Consider the following 23493-nt stretch of genomic DNA (forward strand, 5'->3'; position numbering starts at 1 on the left):
GATTTTAAATCACCCTAACCTTCCTTCAGTCTTGTCTTATGGTACTTTGGCTGCTTAAAAACTGTCCGGACTATTGTAATACCAATTTAATGTGAAGTGGCACATATCTCGATCCCCCTCGCATCTCCCTGATAGTCGGGGGACGAAAGATCGGACTCTTGTCCCCCCCGGACACGGAGGGCTAGGGGGGATCGGATTCTACGGGGCCTCATAAAAAATTGGTATTAGCCGCATTCAGATCCATTGCTTTAATGAAACCATCTTTTCCGTCCATGTACCCTTGAATATTATCAGGGTATTTTTGGGCAAGTTTTCTCTTTAGTTCGCTGTATTGCTGCGCGTCATCAGGATGGGAAATCATATAATCTCGAAACGCTAAATGGCGCTCTATCTGCGCTGAGTTCACTTCAAATCCGTGAAGGTGGTGGGTTCTAATCCCTGCTTCATTACCCTTGCGAAAAAAACGACGACCGGATATCCCAAACTCACCCATTGCTTCATAACCTAATGCCTCCATTTCTGAACTATGTGTATCGATTTTAAGAATATCTTTAACCTCAACTAGCATATCGATGATCGGCTTTGCATGAATTTGTGGAATCGCTGTGCTACCAATGTGATGTATAGCAACCACATTTTCCTTAAGTGCAAGTGCAATCAGTTTCGACTCAGTTTCAAAGGCGCTGCGCCAATTTGGATCGTGCGGGACGACTTCTACTTTGAAAAAATCTAGTTTTCTTGACATGGCTGATAATTATGTGCTTTTTTTGTTATCTCATTGATTTACCATCGCATTTAACCGAAACTGATTTTATGATGCCTCATATTTTACGGGCTGCACCCAAAGCTCTTAAACATACGGACAACGGGGAGGAAGTGACTGTTTGGGAGAGAAATTTCAAACCGCTCGATCGCCTGATAGTCAAATTTTGTGTAAAATGGCTCTCCCGCTAGCGTCGCAATCATCTCAACTTGCTTAAATCCAGCACGCTCAGCAGCCAGTTCACATACTCGCATAATCTGACTTCCAATTCCTCGACGTGGCCAGGCTGGATGAATAAAGAATGCACGAATCTTTGCCGAGTCGCTGTCTGGGTTGAGCAGGCCCTCTTCTGGATTATTTTTGCCTGAATCACCTCCATAAAGCGTTTTACGCTTACTCCAACCACCGCAACCAACAATTTGGTGATTGTTCTCAGCAACAAAGTATGTTTGGTCTAGAATCAGTTGAGTATCAACCCCAAAAACTTTGCCGAGTGCGCCTTCAATCTGCTCTGAACTATAGTAGCCTGCTTGCAAAGCTCTGGCAGAACCAGGAATTAAAGTTGTCAGCTTAGGAATGTCTTCTAAGGAAGCTAATCGAATACAAAAATCCATTGAACCGATCGGCTAAACAAATCGCTCTCTTAGTTTGTCACATCCGTGAAAGCGGCAATGTAGCGATCGCCCGTTAGCGGCGAAGCCCTCGAAGAGGATCGCCCACCCCCAGCTTTAAGCCCACATCCAAATATCGAACCCTCCCCCTTTGTTAAACATTGTGGCAGGCTATGATTGACGGTTGGCAGCTTTTGAGAATCTAAATGCTAAACACAAATACAATAATTTCCAGTCTGCTGTTATTTATCCCGGTTTCCATCGCCGGACACTTTCTCGGCTGGGAATCCTCCACAATCTTCATCACCTCGGCTTTAGCCATCATCCCTCTAGCCGCCTGGATGGGGACGGCCACCGAAGAAATCGCCGTCGTCCTCGGTGCCAATTTGGGGGGTTTGCTGAACGCTACCTTCGGAAATGCTACGGAACTGATTATCGGCATCGTCGCCCTCAACGCCGGACTAATAGATGTTGTCAAGGCCAGCATCACCGGTTCAATTATGAGCAACCTGCTGCTGGTGATGGGATTGGCGATGCTGCTGGGCGGCTTGCGCTACAAAGAACAAGATTTTCAGCCGACAGTCGCCCGCTTGAATGCTTCAGCGATGAACTTAGCCGTGATTGCCATTTTGGTGCCAACAGCAGTTAATGCCACTTCTATTGGCATCCCTCCGGCAACTATGCAGAACCTCTCTAGCGCTGTTGCTGTAGTGCTGATTGTCGTCTACGTGCTGACGCTGCTGTTTTCGATGAAAACCCACAGTTATCTGTACGATGCAGGGGTGGCAGAAATAGAAATGCTTGAAGAATTAGCCGAAAGTAACTTAGCACCAGACAGTCCTGACCACAAAGTCAATCTGCCGCTGTGGATTGGGGTGCTGTTGGCCTGTACCCTGATGGTAGCTGTCGAGTCGGAACTGTTGGTGGGTACTCTCGAAGAAGCGACGGCGCGTTTGGGGCTGACATCACTGTTTACCGGGGTGATTTTAGTGCCAATTATTGGTAATGCGGCCGAACATACGACAGCGGTGACGGTGGCGATGAAAAATAAAATGGATTTGTCGGTTTCTGTGGCCGTGGGTTCGAGTTTGCAAATTGCTTTGTTTGTTGCCCCGGTGTTGGTTTTGGCAGGTTTTGTCTTGGGCAAACCGATGGACTTGAATTTCAACCCCTTTGAACTTGTAGCGGTTGCGGTGTCGGTGCTGATCGCCAATTCTATCAGTTCTGACGGCAACTCTAACTGGCTCGAAGGTACTTTGCTGTTGGCAGCTTATACGGTTTTGGCGCTGGCGTTCTACTTCCATCCGGTAATTGAGGGACTTGTTTAACAGGCTTTCTTCTGTTGAAGGAAGAGGGAAGAGGGAAGAGGGAAGAAGGCAGATTTTTTCACTGCCCCACTCCCCCACTTCCCTACTCTCACTTCTTTGTTCGAGAGTGGTGGTTGCGATCGTACAATTGAAATGTGGCTGCTCTCTCGTTATTAGTTCTGGTGTGTTTGTACATTATGTGCTGTGATCAGGGATTTGTGACCTTGATCGGCTGTGACAAACAACAAAACCTTTGGCATCAACCCGATCATCGTTAGAGCGCACTGCCACAGGTTATACAAAAACACGGGATGCTCAAGTCAAGCGAGACTAAAGCCTCCCTTGACTTCAGAGAAGCTGCAAGATTTCAATCAAGGGTGCTCATGAGTCTTTTACTAGGTGTGCTACGATCGTCATAAGTTGAAAATTGAGTCTGACTAGACAACGTAAAACCTCGTACTCTTATTGTTGAGTACGTCGTCCCACAAACACGGTGTTGCCGTCTAGGAAAACTCATATTTGAACAAAAACCGAACTAGATAAAGAGGATTAATTAAATACGGTATGCCATACCGCAATTAACGATTTTACAGAGGACACCTCTAATTCGGCTTGAGTCATCTTGTCAAGGCAAGTAACGCAAGCTGAATCAAAAATCTCACTCACCAAGAGTGCACAGAGGTTAATCTAATCGCTTAATACTTGATTAAACTTCCTCCGAGCTGCCGATCACAAGCATATTGACAGAGGCACATTTTTGTGCAACATTCTCAGAATAATGCCCAAAATCTGCAGGAAAAATTTTCTGGAAGAGTAAACGAGGGTCGATTTAAAACTGACCAGCCTATAAAAAGGTCGAACGGGATACCACGATTCGTTAAATTGGTTGAAAATAATGGTTAAACAATGGCTAAAAGCTTCCACAATAATAAATAGTTGTACAGACTTCAAAAATAGGGTGCTGCTCCACCCGAATTTACGCCTGTGGACAAGTAAGAGCCGACTCTCTTGGCAGAAGCAGGAATCAGACCCTCTAGAAAATACTTCTAGTTGAATGGTGAAGCTTAGATAAGTTTAGCCAAGTTTTGTATAGCAGTGTCAAAGTAAAACTTGATAGAGCAACCTCAATCAGGGTTATGTGGCTTCTGTGAGTTATTGCCTCAATCCCAAATGTCCGAATCCCTCCGATCCAGCCAACTCTGGCAAATCCGTGTGTATCCACTGCGGGTCTGAACTTTTGTTGCAAGGTCGATATCGGCTAGTCGCGCCTCTCGGAGGCGGCGGCTTTGGCAGAACATTTGAAGTGGACGACAACGGCGCCCGAAGAGTGCTCAAAGTCCTGCTCAAAGAACATCCCAAAGCTGTAGAACTGTTTAAGCAAGAAGCCGACGTGTTGGTCAGGCTAAGACATCCAGGTATTCCAAAAGTCGATCGCGACGGTTATTTTACATTTACGCCCGCTCACAGCACAGAGTCTTTTCACTGTCTGGTGATGGAGAAAATTGCTGGGGCCAATTTGCAAGACTGGCTGAAACATCGGGGCCGCCCCATCAGTCAAGAACAAGCTGTGAACTGGCTCAAACAACTGTCGGAAATTTTAGACCAAGTTCACCGCCTCAACTATTTCCATCGGGATATCAAGCCGCACAATATTATGTGCAAGCCAAACGGGCAGTTAGTGCTGATTGACTTCGGGACTGCTCGGGAAGTGTCGGCGACTTATTTCGCTAAGGTGGGCCAGGGGCAAAATGTGACCGGTATTGTTTCCCCGGGCTACACGCCGCCGGAACAAACTAATGGCAAGGCTGTTCCGCAGTCAGATTTTTTTGCTCTGGGCCGCACTTTTGTTTATTTGCTGACTGGAAAGCCACCGACTGCGTTTCCAGAGAACCCGCGCACGGGCAGATTAATGTGGCGCAAAGGAGCTCCTCAGGTTTCCGACGCCGTGGCTAATGTAATCGATTATCTGATGGCGCCTTTTCCGGGAAATCGACCTCAAAGCCCGCAGATGGTTTTGCAGTGCTTGGAGGAAATTAATCTCGACGGCGCGGAAAGTCAGTTGCCTACTCAGTTGCCGACGACGGGGCAAACTAAACTTCGCGCAACTTCCGGGACGCCTGATGTGAAGAAGCAGACTTCTGTAAACCGCCTCAGACCTCTGAATTCGGGATTGAAAAAGGCGGAGAAAGATGTTTTTGATTGGAAAAAGAAGTTGCTGGCGGGCACTGCTGTTTTGATGCTGGGTATTGGGGGGTCTCAAATTTACGGGTCGATGCGTTACGGGGTGTTTCCGGCAAACCCGGTGTGGCTGCTTTCTACTTTACCTAGCAGTAAGTTTTTGCAAAAAAGTTTAAATAATGTCGAGGGTGTAAATGCGCTCGCCCTGTCGCCTGACGGTCAAACTTTGGTGAGTTCAAGCTTTGGGACGATTAAAATTTGGAATGTGAGGACGGGAGGCCTGGTGCGGACTCTCAATTCGGTGCATTCTAAAAAATCGGTCAACACGCTGGCGGTGAGCCCGGACAGCTCGATTTTGGCCAGCGGCGGCGGGGACAAGAATGTGATCCTCTGGGATTTGAAGAGGGGGCGACGGATGCGGACGATTCCCGCTCACACAGCCGCCGTCAACGCGATCGCTTTTAGCAGGGACGGTCAAACTCTGGCTAGCGGCAGCGATGACAAAACTATTCGCTTGTGGAATGTCAGAACCGGCAGCCGGTTGCGGACTTTGAGCGGCCACGCCGGAGGAGTAAATGCCATCGCTTTGAGCCGGGACGGTAAAACTCTGGCTAGCGGCAGCGAGGACAAGACTCTGCGTTTGTGGAATCTCAGCACCGGAGAAGTCAGAAGAATTATCACAGGGCACGGGGGCCCGGTTACTGCTGTGGCTTTTAGCCCGAACGGGAAAATTGTGGCTAGTGCTAGCACCGACAAACGGATCGTATTGTCGAACGTGCAAGACGGGAAGCGCACCCGCACTTTTAAAGGGCATTCGAGCTCGGTGAGGACGATCGCCTTTAGCCCGGACAGCCGGACTTTGATCAGCGGGGGCGGAAATATTATAGTTTGGGATTTGAAGACGGGAAAAGAAAGAAGCACTCTTTCTGGTCACACTCAGTTTGTGAGTTCTGTTGCTATTGCTGCCAGAGATAGCAAGACTTTTGTGACCGGCAGTCCCGATCGCACTATTAAGATTTGGCGAATGCCATAGTCCTACTATTTTAGATTTTAGATTTTAGATTGAAGAGTCGAGGCGATCGAGAAATCCCATCCCGACTCCGACGTGGAAGTCTGGGCATTGCCCGTCCTACAACTGTTACTTGCCGCAATTGGCAAAAGTAGAAAACAGGTTAAATTCTGTAACTCTCCACGCTTGCCATGTCTGCGCGCCCGCAAAAAGACTGTACCTAGTTATGCTTTTATCGCTGTCAACATAACTTTGCCAACTTAATGAAGCAACAGTTGGATACTGGGCTGGAAACTCCCCTGGTATAGGACTTACTTGCGAGCTCATGTTCCATCCTACTTGCTTGCTAAATTCTTTAATTTGACCTTCGCAAGTTCGACAGTTAGAACCGCCGACTTTCTGCCAAATCTCTAACTGCGGAGTCAATCCATATTTGCCATTGCTCGATTGCATCCACATCCCATCGATCGCCCGGAGGTTCGGACAAGACAGATTGGCGGAGTTGTTGCGGATCAGAGACACTGTTTCTTGATCTGCTTCGTACCATTTTTTGGCTTCTAATAAAGATTGAAGTTTGCTAAATTCGCTGTTGCTTTCTTGTGAATTAGCGGTAAATGCTGGTTGCAAAACTGCAATAAATGTGCCTACTAATGCGAGGGATAGTTTGCCAAGTTTAATCATGATGTTTTTCTGAGTAACAGTGATTTAACAAATGACCAGTTTACCATCTCTAGACTGAGATGAAATCTTCAGAGCCAATAAAATTGGGAGCAACGCCTGTCAAAGTAGCTAAAACTTCACCGCTGCTGGCAACTCTAATTAATGTGCCGTTAGTTCCAGGGGAAATTGATAGCTGTCCGAAAGTCAAGCCATTGATTAATTGAATGGTATCTTGAGAGTTGGCGAAATCAGAGATTGTATCAACTCCCAATCCCGCACCTAAAACAAATACATCGTTGCCCGCGCCACCGACAAGATTATCGTTTCCCAAACCACCGTTGAGGGTGTCAAAACCTTTTCCCCCAGACAGGTTATCGCTGCCGTCGCCACCATTGATGATATCGTTGGCCCGCAAACCACTCAGCACGTCATCGCCTGCCAAACCGTTGATGGTGTCGTTGCCGTTCGTGCCTGTCAGGTTGTCGTTGCCGTTCGTGCCGTTGATGACGTTTGGAGGGTTATTGATGTCGCCTGAAGTGTTGCCAGTGTCAGAAACGAAGATGTCGGTGGTGTTGTTGGTATCTCCCGGCACGAGGTTGGTGGCACTAGAATCAAACGCCACAAACCGCCCGTTGGTCGAGATGGAGGTAGAGAAGGAGATGTCGTTCCCCTGGTTGCCTGCTGAGTCAACTGAGACGCGGGTGGTTGTGTTGGCGCGCGTGTCGCGCACGAAGATGTCGCGACTACCGTTAGTGTCACCAGGCACGAGGTTGGTGGCAGCAGAATTAAATGCTACAAACCGCCCGTCGTCGGAAATAGAGGCAATCGCGAAGGAATTATTGTTCGCCTGATTACCTGCTGAGTTAACAGAGACGCGGGTGGTGGTATTGGTTGACAAGTCCCGCACAAAGATGTCGGTGTTATTGTTAGTGTCTCCCGGTACTAGGTTGGCTGCTATAGACGAAAACGCCACAAACCGCCCGTCTGCCGAGATGGAGGGGAAGCCAGACAACCCGTTCCCCTGATTGCCTGCTGAGTCAACAGAGGCGCGGGTGATGGTATTGGTTAATAAGTCGCGCACGAAGATGTCGGTGCTACTGTTAGTGTCTCCCGGCACGAGGTTGGTGGCATCAGACGAAAACGCCACAAACCGCCCATCGGCTGAGATGGAGGTAGAGATGGAATTGTTGTTCCCCTGATTGCCTGCTGAATCTACAGAGACGCGGGTGGTGGTATTGGCGAGCGTGTCGCGCACGAAGATGTCGTCCCTAATGTTGGTATCCCCCGACACGAGGTTGGATGCTGTCGATACAAACGCCACAAACCGCCCGTCTGCCGAGATGGAGGGCTTGCTCAAGGGGGGGTTGGAGATACCATTCCCCTGATTGCCTGCTGAGTCAACAGAGAGGCGGGTGGTGGTGTTGGAGCGCGTGTCGCGCACGAAAATATCTCGGCTGCCATTAGTGTCTCCCGGTACTAGGTTGGCTGCATCAGATGCAAACACCACAAACCTCCCGTCGCCGGAGATGGAGGGGACGTAGGATTCGCCGTTCCCCGGATTGCCTGCTGCATCCACAGAGACGCGCGTGGTGGTGTTCGTTAATAAGTCGCGCACGAAGATGTCGAGGCTAGCGTTACTGTCTCCCGGCACGAGATTGGGGGCACGAGATGCAAACGCCACAAACCTCCCGTCACCGGAGATGGAGGGATCGCCGGAGCCATTGTTCGCCTGATTGCCTGCTGAGTCAACTGAGACGCGAGTAATAGTCATAAGCCCTGACATTTAAGAGTATAAGTTTGGAGCTCCCGTGCGGTTGATTGACATTATTCAATAAGCAGATTTCAAAGTCAATTCATAAAATCCATAACCTTGACTTCATAAAAGTCATATTTATCAACAAATGTTACCAAGAGTAGACAAAATAGCCAAACTCATATGCAGTCAGCGAGCGAATGATACTTGCTCCAGAATTAATGAAGTTTTATCTATTGCAACATCTAATAACTAATTCCCCGCCCGTTTTTGGCAAATTCATCAACTGTTTGCTGGGACAATTCGTGAACTGCGATCGCCTGCAATACATCAAAAGGCAATGTCAAATGATGTGCTCCAGCTAATAAAGTCTTTACCGCTTCTTCCGGCGATTTAATGCTAGCTGCCAAAATTTCAGTATTAGTTCTGTGCAACACATTTGCCATATCCCGCACTAAGGCAAAACCGTCTCCCAACAATCGGGTGGCGCGATTCACGTAGGCGATCGCATATTTAGCCCCTGCTTCTGCTGAGACAACTGCTTGTGATGCGCTGTATATCGCCGTCACCGCACAAGGAATTTCCGGTGATAAATGCGCGACTGCTTGGAAACCCGCAGCCGTTGCTGGAACTTTCAAAACTGTTTGCTGTCCAATTAATTCAAAAGCGGCTTTTCCTTCTGCTACCATGCCATCAACATCAGATGCCATTAGCTGATAATACACTTCCCCAGGAATCAGTTGTGCCAGTTGTTTAAGGGTTTGCTCAGGAGATAACTCGCTTTTTGCCAAAAGTGTCGGATTAGTAGTAATTCCCGCTATCCATCCGAACTTGCTTGCCCGTGCGGCTTCCGCTACAATTGCAGTATCAACATAAATTGCCATCGGCTCTACACCTTCAGTTTGTTAATATTTCCCAGACGGTTGCTTGCAGATTGATATAAATCCGAGCGAAATTAATTGTTAATCTTTAACAATATCAGAATCTCGGAAATATTACTGTTAAGTAAATATAACACTTCAGTGATGTGCATCATCCGTAGTAGCGCGTGAGTTTTGAATTTAACAGGACTTAGGCTCCGAAAGCCCGTTTATTACAAAAAATTGGTAGAGGACGACCTATCTGTGAATAAATCGGCTTTCTGAGGAAAATTGGCTAAGTGCTATTTAAGATAGCTAACAACTGAAATCAAAACTTTTAAGTCAGTTGGTAACTGCGATTCTCGGGTAAGAAAAACTTGACTCCCAAAATCCCGGATACAAAGAAATTACATTTGTAGTAAGGGTTATGTATGCAATAACTCCAGGAGGTGACTCAGAAAATGACCGAAGAAAAAAATCAGCAGCCACAAGTCAGCCTTGAGACATCTTCTGAACAACCTCAGTTGGAAAAGTCAGCAGAAACCGCTGAAGAATTCTCGATAAATCTTAAGTCTGAAACTCTGTCTCAAACGGTTGAAAATAACGCCGAAGACCGTTTGAAGGCTCTAGGCCGCTTAATGATGGTGAGCCTAACTTGGTCGCTGGCGGGGCTTTCCAAACGCGAGTAAGTTATGGAACACTACCGCAACGGGCGAGTTATGATTTGTGAGTTGTGTTGTAAGTTTTGTTTAGCTCAAAACTTACAACTCCCGGACTTAGATGATGTCCGGTTAGTTGTAGGAAAACTCGTTTTTAGTGAAGGCTTTAGTCCTTAAAGCAAGGACTAAAGTTTTCAACAAAGCACTCATAACTTTTCTTTAATTCCTTCAAACGGCCCCAAAAAAGTCGGTTCTGGACGGGTAACGCGCACTTCCCAAAGCGCTTTGAGGACGGCCAAAAATTCGCGGAAACTGTAGCGAATCATGCCCTTTTGGCGAAATTTGCCCCAATCCGGCGTTCCTAAACCGATCGCCTCTACGCCCAACTGGCGGCAGGTATAAACAGCGCGGGCTAAGTGAAAGTTTTGGGTAACTAAAACAGCCTGGGTTATGCCAAAAATCTCTTTCGCCCGGTAGCAACTTTCATAGGTGCTAAATCCGGCATAATCGAGAATGATATTATTAGTCGGTACGCCCTGGGCTGCGGCGTAGTCCTGCATTGCTTGGACTTCGTTGTAATCGACGCTGCTATTGTCTCCTGTCATCAAAAGTTTGTCCACTCGCCCCGCTTTGTACAACTCGACGCCTGCTTGGACTCGATCGGCTAACATGGGGCTTGGAGTGCCGTCTTCCCAAAGTCCGGCACCAAAAACTATAGCAATCGGTTCTGCCGGCACGTTAGCTATATCGCTGTGGCGGTAGTTGCGGGTAACAAGTCGGACGTAGTAGTTGAGTGCTAGGGGTGTGATCGCTGAGGTTAATATTAACAGCCCGATGGCAAGCCGCCATTGAAATCTAAAGGATTTAGGCAACATAAATTCAAGTTAACTTCCTATATAATTACACCAACCGGAACCTTCGCGGGTCGAAAAATTGTCAAGTTACCTCATTTACATTATATTGACAAAAATATGATTCAACAACAGCAAAAATTTGAATTGCTGGAATCACTTTTATGGGAACCCAAAAACGGCTATTTTTTGCTAGACAGACATCTTCAAAGATTAGAGCGTTCGGCTGATTATTTTAATTTTCCCCTATCGCTAACAGAAGCAAGCAAAGCTTTACAAGCATTAAGTATGACTTGCGGGTCAGTCAAACAAAAAATACGGTTAACAATATCTTGTGAGGGAAACATAACATTACAAGCTCAGACACTAGATAGCGGTATCTTAAAAATCGGTGCATCTGTGGGAATTGCCCGCCAACCGATCGATTCTCAAAACCCATTTCTTTACCACAAGACAACTTACCGATTGCCTTATACAATGGCTTTGGAGTCGCAGCCCGAATATCAGGATGTCTTTCTGTGGAATCAAGATGGAGTTATCACCGAATCTACGATCGCCAATATCGCGATCGATACACCCGCAGGTCTAATCACACCTCCCGTCAAGTGCGGTTTATTACCGGGGACGTTTCGTTCTCAACTTTTAGAGGAGGGAAAAATTAGAGAAGAATTAATTACCTTAGAGGATTTGTGCAGTACCAAAACTCTATTTCTCATTAACTCCGTTAGGGGTTGGATACGCCTCAAAAAAGAAGCAACCCGAGATGTTTGGAAAGTTGTCAGTAATCGCTGATATAACGCTTTCAATCGATTTTAGTAGGTGCGAACTGTGCACCTTACTACTACAGATAGTGTCAAACTTGACTCGTAGCGTAAGTCCTGAAAGTGTTAACCATAGTGCAATTTATTATGAAACAAATACAACCTTGGCATTGGCGAAAGCTTCCCCTAAATCAGCGCAGCGGATCTGAGATTTTTCAAACTTTATTTCTCGGTCAAAATGCCCACAATGCAAGCTCAATATATGATTGTTTCCCCCGCGATATGGCGGTTCTGCTAGAAAGTCCAGTTACATCTTCTACTAAATTGGCACGATATTCTATTTGTGCAGGTTCTCCCCGGATAATTGACGGTCAATCTCAGCTATGGACACCGCCAGTCGGTGAAATTTTACCTTTTTTGCGCGCTCTTTTGGACCATCAAAAGCAAAATTTAGCAGTGAATGTACCGCCGGAAATTCCTTTTACTGGGGGTTGGTTGGGATGGCTGGGTTATGATTTAGCATGGGAAATCGAACACCTGCCCCAACTCAATACCGATCCGCTTCCTTTCCCGGTTAGCTGTTGGTACGAACCAGAATCTTTTGCGGTTTTAGACCATCAAACGCAAATTCTATGGTTGGCTGCGAGTCAACCTTCTCACCTCGATGTTATGCAGCATCAAGTAGAGCAAACAGATCGAGAAATAATCGAGAATAATTTACCGGAAACTTATCAACAAAATTCCCTTACTCCTATTTTTCAACTCTCTCAGAGTGAGTATAAAGAAATAGTGCAAAAAGCTCAGAAGTATATTCATGCGGGCGATATTTTTCAGGCTAATTTATCTCTGCGGTTTGAAGCCCGTACAGATTACAGTAGTTGGTCAATTTACCGCGCTTTGCAACGTATCAATCCTTCGCCTTTTGCAAGTTATTGGCAAACTCCGTGGGGGGCGATAGTTAGTTGTTCCCCGGAAAGACTCGTTCAATTATTAGGAAAAAAAGTGGATACTAGACCGATCGCGGGAACGAGACCGCGAGGTTTAACCTGCATTCAAGATGAGAAGTTAGCACAGGAATTAATAGAGAATATCAAAGAAAGAGCCGAACATATTATGTTAGTTGACTTAGAACGCAACGATATCGGGAGGGTGTGTGAATGGGGTTCGGTAAAAGTTAACGAATTTCTGACCATTGAACGCTACAGTCACGTGATGCACCTCGTCAGTAATGTTATCGGTACATTAAGAGGAGATTGCGACGCGATCGACTTGATTCGAGGGGTATTTCCGGGCGGTACGATTACAGGTTGTCCGAAAGTGCGCTGTCTGGAAATCATCGAAGAATTGGAACCCGTGAAGCGCAATTTATTTTACGGTTCCTGCGGTTATTTGGACTGGCGCGGCAACCTGGATTTAAATATTTTGATTCGCACCCTTTTATATGCACCAAAAAGTGACGGTACGACCGGGGGAGTTGTTTGGGGACAAGTGGGTGCGGGGATTGTTGCTGATAGCGACCCCGAAAGGGAATGGCAGGAGTCGCTGCAGAAAGCTCAAGCTCAAGTTAATGCTTTGAAATTAGCGGAAATATTTGATTAGATGCGTATTAGATAAATCGAATTGTTAATCTTGTTGAAGATTTTGAGCGCGGATTTAGTTTTGAGGTAATGCTGATATAAATCGCTCGAAAACAAAAGATTTCTTGTAGTATTAATGTTAGGGAACTGTTGGTATGGTGTTGCCTGATAGTTTTTTTAGCGATCGCACTGTGAGTCAGATTCTGGGTGAACTCATGGATATTAGACGAGACTGCCAAAGCTGGTTAGCTGTTGGATAAGCTCACTATCACGATCGGAAAGGAAAAGTACAAGCAATTAACAAAGCCCCTCAATGGCTGATTCCTGCAAGAATTTATTAGACTTCTTCAACAATTCTTGTGGGGCAGGCAGGATGCCTGCCCAAAACTTGCTTTTCCCTCGTATGTCTATTGATTGTCCGAACCTACTGCCTCAGAAATAGAACTAAATCCGCCTTCTTCTAACTTTTGCAGCAAACCTTGGAGAATCCGGCGCACCATCCAAGGGCCTTCGTAAACCCAACCGGTGTAGACTTGAATTAAACTCGCACCGGCGGCTATTTTCTCCCAAGCATCTTCGGCGGTGAAAATGCCACCAACTCCAATTATGGGTAATTCGCCTTTTGTATATTGCCAGATAAATCGGATTACTTCTGTCGATCGCTCCCGCACTGGAAGCCCGCTAATTCCCCCGGCTTCTTCGGCGATTGGTTTGCCTGTTTCTCGCAATATTTGTGTTTTCAATCCATCGCGGCGGATGGTGGTATTTGTGGCGATAATTCCTGCTAGTTGGTAGGTTTTTGCTAAGTCGAGGATTGATACGATCGCCTCCGACTCCAAATCCGGCGCAATCTTGACTAAAATTGGCTTGCTTCCCTGATTTTCTTGTTGCAAAATTTCCAAAATTGTGCTTAGCCCAGCAGCATCTTGGAGCGATCGCAACCCCGGCGTATTCGGAGAGGAAACGTTCACTACAAAATAGTCGCCCCAATCTTTCAGCAGCTTAAAACTCTCCAAATAGTCGGCTGCGGCCTGCTCTAACGGTGTTACCTTAGATTTACCCAGATTGATGCCCAAGGGGAACCGAGACTGAGGCATGGGGCGCGAGGCATCGAATTTTGACTGTTTCTGTGCTGCCTGAAACCGGGCGGCCATTGCCGCGGCTCCTTGATTGTTAAATCCCATGCGGTTGAGGGCTGCACTGTCCTCCGTCAAGCGAAACAAGCGAGGTTGGGGGTTTCCCGGCTGCGGTTGACAAGTGACAGTGCCGAGTTCGGCAAAGCCAAAGCCAAAATTTGCCCAAATATCGGCAGCTACGCCGTTTTTATCAAATCCGGCGGCTAAGCCGACAGGATTGTTAAAGCTCAGTCCCCACAAAGATTGTTCGAGGCGAGAATCTTGGACTCCCAAAGATTTCTGCAATCGCCAGAGCATTTGGCGGGTTGCGGGGTTTGACTGAGTTCTGGCTGCGAGTTCGAGAACTTGGAGAGTGCGGTTGTGCAGCCACTCGGCATCGGTTTTCAATACGGAAAACAACAGCGGGCGTACACTTGATTGATAAATATCCAATGATTTGTACTGGGGCAATTTACAAATTAGAAATGAGAAGGGAAATAAAAATATTCAGGAGCAGACAGTGAAGGCGAAGTTTTTACTTCAACTTCGCTCGACTGTATCCAATGTTTTAGATTCAAGGATAAGTGAGACGATTATATTATAAGTTGATTCTTTTGCAATTTAATTTTTTGAATTTTTAAGTTGGTAATTTTAAATTAGATAAATGTGCGGGGAAGCTTGGAAATGGGGCAGCAGCAAAGACCAAAGGATTTAGACGAACAAATCGCGACCCTAGAGCGCGTTCTCCAGACTCTCCGAGAAGAGGAGAATGTGGAAGTGCTACTTTCGACCACACTCGGTTACTTGCAAACTGAATTTGACTGGCCGTTGATTTGGATCGGGTTGTACGATCGACAAGCCCACAGATTGTTCGGCAAAGGTGGCATAACTCCTAACGGCGACCTGTCTTTTCTCAAACAGCGGTTTGCCCTCAGTCCGGGGGATTTGCTCGAACAAGTGGTGATTCAGCTCCGGCCGGTGGGAGTTCCGGATTTGCGATCGGAAAGTAGAGCCGGAGAATGGCGCAAAGCAGCTCAAACTTTCAATATTCAAGGCACGACTCTGTTTCCCCTCCGCTACAAAGACCGCTGTTACGGCGTGATTTTGCTCGGGACTGACCTGTGGGGAGCGTCGCCAAAGTCGGGGGAAAAAACGCAGTTGGCGATCGTATTTGGAGCGCTGGCAACTGCTCTTTACCAAATAGAAAAAGACTGGCAGCGACAACAAGTCAAACACCCAGATGAGTCTCTTTTAGCGCTGATTTCGCAGTTGGGGGAACTGCGATCGCTCGACCAATACTTGCAAGCGGTGGTCGAACAAACTCATGAATTTATCGAGCCGACGCGCACCAATGTTTATTGGTTCGAGCGAGAGCGGCGCTATTTTTGGCGCCGAGTCAGCAACCGCGAAGTTGCTCCGGGTTTGGGCGGGCCGAGCCGAGCGGCTTCAGGCATCACCGTTCAAGACTTGGGCGAATTTTATCAGGCTTTGGGCAGGGAAGAAATGGTTTGGATCGGTGAATCTCAAAGTTCTCTGAAAACTGAGCTGACGGGGCGGTTGATGCAGCAAATCCGCGCTCGCTCTCTGTTGGCTGCGCCGATTGTTTCGGAAGGGGAATTGTTGGGATTTTTGGCAGTCGAAGCCGGCGAGCCCCGGATTTGGCAAGACAATGAAAAACATTACCTGCGGGGAGTGGCGCAGTTAGTGGCTCTGACGGCTCCTGTGTCGGAGATGGAGGAGAAAATTCAGCAAATTGAGATCGATCGAGATTTAACTGCCGGAATAGCTCGCGCCATCTACAGCGATGCTGACTGGGAGGCGACTTTAAAAAATACCGCCGAACAGTTGTGCGAGCGGCTCAAATGCGAATACTTTTTGCTGCTGCTGTACGGCGAAGAACAAAATCGCTTTGAAATTGTCTGCCAAAATCTGCCACGCAACCGCAGGTCAGTGCCGTCGCCGCTCAACGCCCTCGATGTGGCTGACGTGGGGCTGTTGCAAGAAAGCGAACCTGTGGCTATTGAAAATTGGGAGGAAGACGGGCGGTTGAGCGCTTGGCGGGAAGTGTTGGGGGAGGCGGGGGTGCGATCGCTTTTGGCATCGACCACGAGGGGGAAAAACAAAGAGGGAGAAAACCCCAATCTAAAATCGAAAATCGCCAATCGAAAATCGATCGAGGGTTTGCTGGTTGTCGGACACAATGCAACTCGCACTTGGAGGCGATCTGAGCAAGAATTAGTTCGGCTAGTGGGCCAACAGCTAGGATTGATCCTGCACTCCTGGCAGCAGAGTGTGGAAATCGACAAATATCAGCAATTTGAGCGATTGCTCAAATCGGGTTTGGCGGTTTTGCACCATTCTCCTGATGAGCAATCTGAGCAAGAGATATCTGCTGCTTCACCGACGATGTTCCCAGAGTTGCCGCTACAAAAGCTCGATCGTAACTTTGCTCAACACGTTTCCCAAACACTTTCCTGTCCTTTAGTCGCCGTAATTACTTGGAATCCGGGTCAGGAGGAAGGTTCCATCGTGGCGACGGTAGCTGCCAATCCGGTATTTGCCCTCAATCCCGAGGCGGTGATTCCTGTCCGAACAGATGCCTTGATCCAACAAACCCTGGCAGAAGCGGGCGTGCTGCAACAGAGCACGAGCCAACTGCCGCTGGCGACGAAGCGGTGGCTCCGCAGTCCGGGAATTGGCGAGATTCTGACGGTGGCGCTGCGGACTGCCCCAGAACACGCTCCGGCGGGCATTGTGGTGGCTGCGGACGCTCCGGGCCGCCAGTGGTCGGAGTTGTCGGTGAGTTTACTCAGCTCGATGGCGTCTCAGTTGGCTTGGTGGCACAGGTATTTGGCGGTGCAATCGGCAAGCGAGTCGCAGCGATTGGATCTGGAGCTGCTCAACTGGTACAAACAGCGCCGTTTTGAGGAGTTTTACCGCACTGTGGGAGCGGGGGTGAAGGAGTTGGGGGAGTTGAGTCAGTCGATTTTCCAGTCAGTGAAGGAACAAAAGGATGCTCTGAAAACTTTGCGCTACCAACAGGTTTTGCGGCAAATGGGCAATGCTTTGGGGTCAACTCATTTGCTGCTGAAACAGGAACATTGGCGGCTGCAATTCGCACAAGATGCGGTGCCTGTGAGCGCTTGGCTGAGGCGATCGCTCGATCGAACGGCTTCCTTGGTCAAACAGTCGCAAGTCTTGCTGGAAGTACACAGAGAAACTGCTGTGTCGATGCCGGCGGGCCAGACTTTGAGCGTTCGCGGGGACAGCATCAAGCTCGATTTGATACTGTGCGAATTGCTGGCGGCGGCTTGCAGGCGCTCTGCTGTTGGCGCCAAGATTGAGATTCGCTCTCAGTTGTTGGGGGAAGGTTGGCTAGAATTGTCTGTGATCGATAGCGGCGCGTGCGATCGACAGTTAATTGCTGCCTTCAACGGCGGTTCCGGGCCGGACATATTAGCCGTTTCTAGTTCCAATAGGTCGATCGTCCAAAATCTCTTAATTTGTCAGCGAGCGGTACGCTTAATGGGAGGAAACTTTTCTATAGAAATGTTAGAAAACAATTTAATTGTGGCTCGTTTAGTGCTGCCCCTAGCCAATTCTTAAAATTCTGTACGGGCGAGTTCACCCTATCTGCAATTCACATACGAGGTACTTATAAACCAGCCCCTATCCAACTTTTAGCGGTAAAGTGCTTCAGGTGCACGCTACATAATTAGGTTCTGCGTCCAAGAGTGGATGATTGATATCAACTTTGTTTGATTCGGACTTGTATTATATCGAGTTCTGTTAGGTCGTAAGATTAAATGAACCGCGAAGACGCTCATAGCGCGAAGGAATAACCGCATCTTCTTCTTTCTCTTCCTTCGCGTCCTTTGCGCCTTCGCGGTTTAATCATTCCGATGCAACCGGATGCGATCTAACATCCAAGGTATTAAAAACCCTCTGCCTAAACCGATGAAGTAACAGTTTCCGCCGCCTCAGAACTCGGGAAAAACCTTTGAGTAATCCAAGCCGTTACAATATGAGAAAGCAATCCCATCGGCCCAGCAAAAAAACACAAAGCCAAAGAATGAACCGTCCAAACTCCTGTCCGCTGTCCTTCCCAATAAATCCAGCGCCCGACAAACAAGTCCATCACTAAAAAATGTATCCATCCCGTAGCAGCCGCCGTTTCTTCCCCCAGAAACTTAGCAATATCTGCTAACTTAGGATTCGACAAAGCAGCCGCATTTTCCGCAGTCAGACTGCTACCAAACAAATATATGTACAAAACGGCGAGCATCGCAAACGGAATAAAGGAATTCATCACTTTTCGGGTAATTCCCCAGTTGGGCAATAAAATCATAATTGCCCAGAAAGGCACAACGAACAGATTACCGACATTAAAAATTAGTTCTGGTGTCATAGTTGGCTCTTGGCTCCTGCGAATGCAATTCAATTAAGGATGTTAAGATTACTTTACACAATTTTTGCTGAAATTTCTCAAAATCCGAAAAAAATGTCATTCACAAATGAAATAGAATTGCTATACTTATCTAAAATTTTAAATCTCCCATCTAAAATCGATTAAGGCAGCACAGCCCATGAAAACTTATAATAACTTTCCCGATTGGTGCCAGCAAAAAGAGAATCTCTCGCCCGACGCCAAACATACGGTAGAAATACTGTTGCAAATATCAGACACTACCGAGTGCGATCGAGCCAACGCACTGCTTTCTAATACAACAGAACTTAACCTCAAAAATCTTCAAATTTCCGATATCAGCCCCCTCTCATCTTTCACTAAACTTACTAATCTTATCCTCGGCAGCAATCGAATATATGACCTCGCTCCCCTGCAATCTTTAACCAATCTGAAAACTTTGATTATGGATGTCAATCAAATATCAGATATCAGGCCGCTTTCATCTCTAATAAATCTGACTCAACTCGTTCTCGATACCAATCAAATCTCAGATATCAGCCCCCTAGCAGGTCTAACGAATCTTACCGCACTTGTCTTGTTTGACAACAAAATTTCCGACATCACTGCGGTGAAAAACTTAACTAACTTAAACGCGCTGATTCTCTACAACAATCAAATTTCCGATCTCGCTCCTCTGGAAAATTTAACTGAACTCCAGACACTCTACCTTTACAATAATAAAATATCAGATATCACCCCGCTGGCTTCCTTAAAAAATCTCACTACGCTGTTTCTCTTCGGAAATGAAATATCTGACATTACTCCTTTGAAAGCTCTAACTAACTTAAATAAATTGGTTTTATTCCAAAATCAAATATCAGATATTACTCCTTTGACCTCGCTCACTAATTTAATTGAACTCAACCTCGGTAACAATCAAATATCCGACATCAGTCCGCTGAAATCGTTAACTAATTTGACTGAACTTTATCTGTTCAACAACCCGATTTCGGATACCAGCGCGCTGCAAGCTTTAAATAATTTATTTTTACTAGACTTGTACAACAATCAAATCTCTGATATCAGTTCCCTGCAATCTTTGCAAAAGTTAACTACCCTGGACTTGCGCGGGAATCCCATTGTTAATAAAATTTGCCCTGTCAATCCTGAATCTATATGTCGGTTTTAATTAATTATTAAGACAGAGGCAAGATGGCAGTTTATAGAGTATAATGTTTAAGGTCAATATCAGGAGAAAGTGATGAGCGGACACGATGCTTTGATGTTAGGATTGCTGCTGTTGCCAGGTTTGGCTTTGTCGATCGCAATTATGGGCGCTTTTGCCGCTGGTGGGTAATCAGTTTTGGGAGCAGGCAGATTTTGTAAAAAGTAGTTTTTTCCTCGTACCCTGCCTCTGGCTGGGAACGCATTTCACTATTGCTCTGCCTCCTGTTTTTTTGCAAGCGAGGCAGAGCCTCTGGAGCTCGGTTCCCAGCCAGAGGCAGGGAACCAGTTAATTTCCATTCTTCCTTCTTCCTTCTATCCTTTACATCCGTTACATCCGTTACATCCGTTACAGAATCCGTTGCCGAACTTCCTTCTATCCGTTACATCCGTTACAGAATCCGTTGCCGAACTTCCTTCTTCCTTCTGCCATAACTTACAAAAATTGTGCTGTCACATCCGAATTCACCAAAGTGTTCGCGCACAAAATACCCGATGCTGCGACGGCGGGGACGCCAATTCCTGGCATGGTGCTGTCTCCCACCCGATACAAGCCTTTGACTGGTGTTTGTGGGCCGGGAAATGTGCCTTTTCCGGCGGCAATTGCAGGCCCGTAAGTTCCTTGATATCGGCGTAAAAATCGGGCGTGGGTTAGGGGTGTGCCGATCGACTCTAAGACTATCCGCGATCGCAAATCGGGTATAATTTTTTCTAAAGCTTGAAACAGAGATTGCGATCGCTCTTGCTTTTTCGGCTGATACAATTCGCCATATTCCCAACCTTCGTAAGGTTCCAATGTGTAAGCGTGAACGGCGTGATGTCCGGGCGGCGCCAGAGTTGCATCCCACACTGTAGGAATCGAAATCATGCAAGTATTTCCGGGTACTGTAATGTCAATCTTGCTGTCGTGAACGACGACGTGGTGGCCGGTCAAACCTTCGAGTCCTTCGGCTTTAATTCCTAAATGCAGGTGCATAAAACTGTCTACTGCGGGCATCGACAAAGCGTTTTTTCGGTAGCTTTCCGGCAAATCTTCAGGTCGCAGTAATTTTGTATAAGTATCCCAGATTGTGGCATTTGAAATAACAATTGGGGCGCGGATAACTTCACCATTTTTCAAGCGAACGCCCGTGGTTTTGCCGGATTCAACTAATATTTGCTCAACGGGAGATCCCAGGCGCAATTTTCCTCCCCAGCGCTGCAAGCCTCTCACTAAAGCATCGACGATCGCACCGCTGCCACCTACAGGATATTCGATCGCACAGCGCGATCGTTCGCCAATCATAAAAGCTATTTCCGGCGCGACAGTTCCGTGCGCTTTCAAACCCGACAGCAAAAAGCACTCCAAATCGATCAAACGCCGCACCCAAGGATCGCGCACATCGCGATCCATCAATGAACCGGCTGAACCCGCGATCGCACCTACTAGTGGCAACAGCTTCAGCAAAGCAGGCGAGTACCGAGACAGCAAAACAGGTATCAACTGCCAGTCGGATCTCAGCGCTAAAGCCGGAATTCCACGCAAAGCTTCATACAAAACTAATAAGTTTTTTTGAAATTGCTGTAATTCTACAGCACCTTGCGGTGCGAACTTAGCTACAGCATCTAAGTAACTTCTCGCATTAGCATAAATCGGTAAACTTCCCTCTGGAAAATGGTAATGCCCCAGCGGATCGTAGGAAATTGCTGCGATCGATTCCTCCAAAACATCAAAAACTTGCCGCAAAGGATTAAACGACCGGGAGTCAGTCAAACCGCAATAAAAAGAAGGCCCCGAATCAAAGTGAAATCCTCGGCGCGAAAAGCTGTGAGCTGCCCCGCCCGCTATGATGTGGCTCTCGCAGACGAGCACCCGCTTGCCGTAGCGAGCTAGCATCGAGCCGGCGACTAAGCCCCCAATACCGCTGCCAATTACGATCGCATCAAAGTCTTGCATTTATCAAATGTGGTATAATTGTATTATTTCTTGCTGAGTGTTGACAGGGTATTTTTATGGGAGGAAAACTATGAAAGCTTTATCTATTTTAGATGAAGTTGTTCGCGAATTAGAACAAGACGTGAATCTCTCGCGCATTAAAAAAATAATATTTTTTGCTTGTAAAGAGTCCTGGGAAAACGATCCGGCCCAACTCGCCAGCGCAGATGTAAGGCTTTTAATTGAAGAGCTGTGCGCCAAATACAGCAGGTTAGAAGATATTGAAGCAGTTTTAAATAATATAGTCTCTAAGGTTAATAAAAAAACCGAGTATGCTTTAGTAGCAGACCTCATAGTCTGTCAACTTAGCAGGCTGTATGAATTTGAAGATTTCACCAAATTAGAAATAAACATATCTAGTTTTGGCGGTCAGGAAGCTCCCGCATTTGAAGAACACTTTAGTTCGGAAGTACCCAGCAGCGAAGAAAGAGCAAGAAACCCCGGCAAATTATTTGATGTCAGACAAAAAATTTTGCAGCAAACAAATCCGCTGAGGGCGAAAATCCTAATTTTTTCTACTCTTTATCACGAGTTTACTTTTAGCGATCGCGACTGGCTAATGCTGAAAACTCAAGAACTTGACAATCTACTGCGACAACTGTTTAATGTCTGTGGCAGCCTAGCCGAACTGGAATCTCGATTGTACACAACTGCTAGCAATCTCGACAACAGAGATGAAAACGACCAAGCTGCAAGCGTAATCATCAAAGCGATGAATCCTTGTTACGCAAAAATGCAACAGGAAGAATCCTATGAAGCCGAATCTTCAGTTAGTGAAGATTACGATCAGACACATTTAAACAACAGTGTTTATGAAGAGAGCGAGCTGGTGGACAGGCGCAGCGATTATTTTGATCCAGGGGAGATTACTCACATCCTTCAAGCTGCTCCACCTCACTATCATTATGACCCCCAAAAGAGTTACTTAGTGCCGGACACTGCAGAAAATGTACAGTTTAAAGAACCCGAAACCAGCCATAATTATGCTACTGATTTCAGACAGGAAATGGTAGAAACATTCCCAGTTGCAGAAATGCCGACTATTATCGAAACTTTAGAACCGGCGGCTCCTGTTATTATAAATATTAGCGATTCCATCAAACGCAAGTTGGAATTGGAAGAAGAAATGACAGAATTAGTCAGTCAAAGTGCTAACTCCGCAACGGCGCAAATAGAAAATATATTTACCAAGTTAGAAGCTGCTTTGAACGGAAAATTTTCTACGGGAAGTCCAGAGGAGCGTTTGTACTGGAAATATAAAAATCTCAGAGAGTATGTAGGAAAAGTTCAGAAGTTTACCGATAAAATGCTGGAAATCTTGATCGAATTGGAGTCAAAAGAAAGCGGTAAATATCCTTATGAAATCACAGACAACCTGGATGACAATATTTCAGACATACCGCAGGAAAACTCTAGCCATAAAGCAAATCAGTATCAGCTTTTGGAAATGGCAAAGCAAGGCAAACCAAAGGCGATCGCCCAATTGATTAATCAATTGCTACAGCCTAAAGGAATTGCTGCTACAGCGGGATTTAAAGACGGTTGGCTCCATATTATTCTGGAGTCTGCTGAAGTACCAAACCAACAGGCTACAGCTACATACATTCACAAAAAACTGTGTACCTTAAAATCCAAATATCTTACTCATGTGAAAATTCACGGGCGACAGTTAGGTAACAAAACAGTCTTTTGGACTCAAGAATTTGTCAATCAAACTCATTAAATGCCCCAACTCAAGTCTGAGGCTACACCAACTAAGTCGGCCTGCGTCAACTGAAATTC

General features: G+C 46.6%; 17 protein-coding genes. 8 read left to right on the forward strand and 9 right to left on the reverse strand.

Annotated elements, in window-relative coordinates; translation table 11 throughout:
* Window positions 1-208: 208 nt before the first annotated feature.
* Both QUA77_RS16845 and QUA77_RS16850 read right to left on the reverse strand, forming a co-directional pair.
* Window positions 209-745, reverse strand: a complete 537-nt coding sequence (locus QUA77_RS16845) for a GrpB family protein (RefSeq protein ID WP_333451331.1) — start codon at window positions 743-745, stop codon at window positions 209-211.
* 83 nt (window positions 746-828) lie between these two features.
* Window positions 829-1377: a GNAT family N-acetyltransferase gene (locus QUA77_RS16850; protein ID WP_333451333.1), complete on the reverse strand. Its 549-nt coding sequence runs from the start codon at window positions 1375-1377 to the stop codon at window positions 829-831.
* A gap of 203 nt (window positions 1378-1580) precedes the next feature.
* Between QUA77_RS16850 and cax the strand changes: the two genes are divergently transcribed.
* Window positions 1581-2702 (forward strand): calcium/proton exchanger, encoded by a 1122-nt coding sequence (cax, locus tag QUA77_RS16855; RefSeq protein ID WP_333040146.1) that lies wholly within the window; start codon window positions 1581-1583, stop codon window positions 2700-2702.
* Between the two features lie 1117 nt (window positions 2703-3819).
* A complete protein-coding gene (locus QUA77_RS16860; RefSeq protein WP_333040148.1) occupies window positions 3820-5892 on the forward strand; it encodes a serine/threonine-protein kinase in 2073 nt (690 codons plus the stop codon).
* Between the two features lie 105 nt (window positions 5893-5997).
* Here QUA77_RS16860 and QUA77_RS16865 read toward each other — a convergent pair whose 3' ends face one another.
* The 3 genes from QUA77_RS16865 to QUA77_RS16875 form a co-directional block, all read right to left on the reverse strand.
* Entirely contained in the window at window positions 5998-6549 is a 552-nt protein-coding gene (locus QUA77_RS16865) for a GUN4 domain-containing protein (protein WP_333040150.1), read from the reverse strand.
* Between the two features lie 49 nt (window positions 6550-6598).
* The gene (locus tag QUA77_RS16870) at window positions 6599-8299 is read right to left on the reverse strand and encodes a calcium-binding protein (protein WP_333451335.1); all 1701 of its coding nucleotides are present in this window, start codon (window positions 8297-8299) and stop codon (window positions 6599-6601) included.
* A gap of 227 nt (window positions 8300-8526) precedes the next feature.
* Window positions 8527-9165, reverse strand: a complete 639-nt coding sequence (locus tag QUA77_RS16875; RefSeq protein ID WP_333040153.1) for a transaldolase family protein — start codon at window positions 9163-9165, stop codon at window positions 8527-8529.
* Between the two features lie 437 nt (window positions 9166-9602).
* Between QUA77_RS16875 and QUA77_RS16880 the strand changes: the two genes are divergently transcribed.
* Window positions 9603-9830, forward strand: a complete 228-nt coding sequence (locus QUA77_RS16880; protein ID WP_006635810.1) for a hypothetical protein — start codon at window positions 9603-9605, stop codon at window positions 9828-9830.
* A 176-nt stretch (window positions 9831-10006) separates the two neighbouring features.
* Here QUA77_RS16880 and QUA77_RS16885 read toward each other — a convergent pair whose 3' ends face one another.
* Window positions 10007-10675 carry an ElyC/SanA/YdcF family protein gene (locus QUA77_RS16885; RefSeq protein WP_333040158.1) on the reverse strand — a complete coding sequence of 223 codons (669 nt, stop codon included), beginning with the start codon at window positions 10673-10675 and terminating at the stop codon, window positions 10007-10009.
* Window positions 10676-10771: 96 nt separating this feature from the next.
* On the opposite strand from QUA77_RS16885, the gene QUA77_RS16890 reads away from it, so the two are divergent.
* Together QUA77_RS16890 and QUA77_RS16895 are read left to right on the forward strand one after the other, a co-directional pair.
* Window positions 10772-11443, forward strand: coding sequence for an aminotransferase class IV (locus QUA77_RS16890; protein WP_333451338.1), 672 nt, complete (start codon window positions 10772-10774; stop codon window positions 11441-11443).
* Between the two features lie 116 nt (window positions 11444-11559).
* A complete protein-coding gene (locus QUA77_RS16895; protein WP_333451340.1) occupies window positions 11560-13011 on the forward strand; it encodes an anthranilate synthase component I in 1452 nt (483 codons plus the stop codon).
* A gap of 385 nt (window positions 13012-13396) precedes the next feature.
* On the opposite strand, the gene QUA77_RS16900 is transcribed toward QUA77_RS16895, so the two are convergent.
* Window positions 13397-14557: a quinone-dependent dihydroorotate dehydrogenase gene (locus tag QUA77_RS16900; protein WP_333040167.1), complete on the reverse strand. Its 1161-nt coding sequence runs from the start codon at window positions 14555-14557 to the stop codon at window positions 13397-13399.
* A gap of 231 nt (window positions 14558-14788) precedes the next feature.
* On the opposite strand from QUA77_RS16900, the gene QUA77_RS16905 reads away from it, so the two are divergent.
* Window positions 14789-17710, forward strand: coding sequence for a GAF domain-containing protein (locus QUA77_RS16905; protein ID WP_333451342.1), 2922 nt, complete (start codon window positions 14789-14791; stop codon window positions 17708-17710).
* A 343-nt stretch (window positions 17711-18053) separates the two neighbouring features.
* Here the strand turns inward: QUA77_RS16905 and QUA77_RS16910 are convergent, their stop codons facing one another.
* Entirely contained in the window at window positions 18054-18512 is a 459-nt protein-coding gene (locus QUA77_RS16910) for an ABA4-like family protein (RefSeq protein ID WP_333451344.1), read from the reverse strand.
* Between the two features lie 178 nt (window positions 18513-18690).
* Here QUA77_RS16910 and QUA77_RS16915 point away from each other — a divergent pair, with 178 nt between their 5' ends.
* Window positions 18691-19701, forward strand: coding sequence for a leucine-rich repeat domain-containing protein (locus QUA77_RS16915; protein ID WP_333451346.1), 1011 nt, complete (start codon window positions 18691-18693; stop codon window positions 19699-19701).
* Window positions 19702-20172: 471 nt separating this feature from the next.
* On the opposite strand, the gene QUA77_RS16920 is transcribed toward QUA77_RS16915, so the two are convergent.
* Window positions 20173-21672: an NAD(P)/FAD-dependent oxidoreductase gene (locus QUA77_RS16920; protein WP_333451348.1), complete on the reverse strand. Its 1500-nt coding sequence runs from the start codon at window positions 21670-21672 to the stop codon at window positions 20173-20175.
* A gap of 70 nt (window positions 21673-21742) precedes the next feature.
* On the opposite strand from QUA77_RS16920, the gene QUA77_RS16925 reads away from it, so the two are divergent.
* On the forward strand, window positions 21743-23434 hold the full coding sequence (locus tag QUA77_RS16925) for a hypothetical protein (RefSeq protein ID WP_333451349.1): 1692 nt from the start codon (window positions 21743-21745) through the stop codon (window positions 23432-23434).
* Window positions 23435-23493 lie beyond the last annotated feature (59 nt).

It is taken from the genome of Microcoleus sp. K5-D4 (assembly GCF_036704575.1).
Classification (GTDB): domain Bacteria; phylum Cyanobacteriota; class Cyanobacteriia; order Cyanobacteriales; family Microcoleaceae; genus Microcoleus.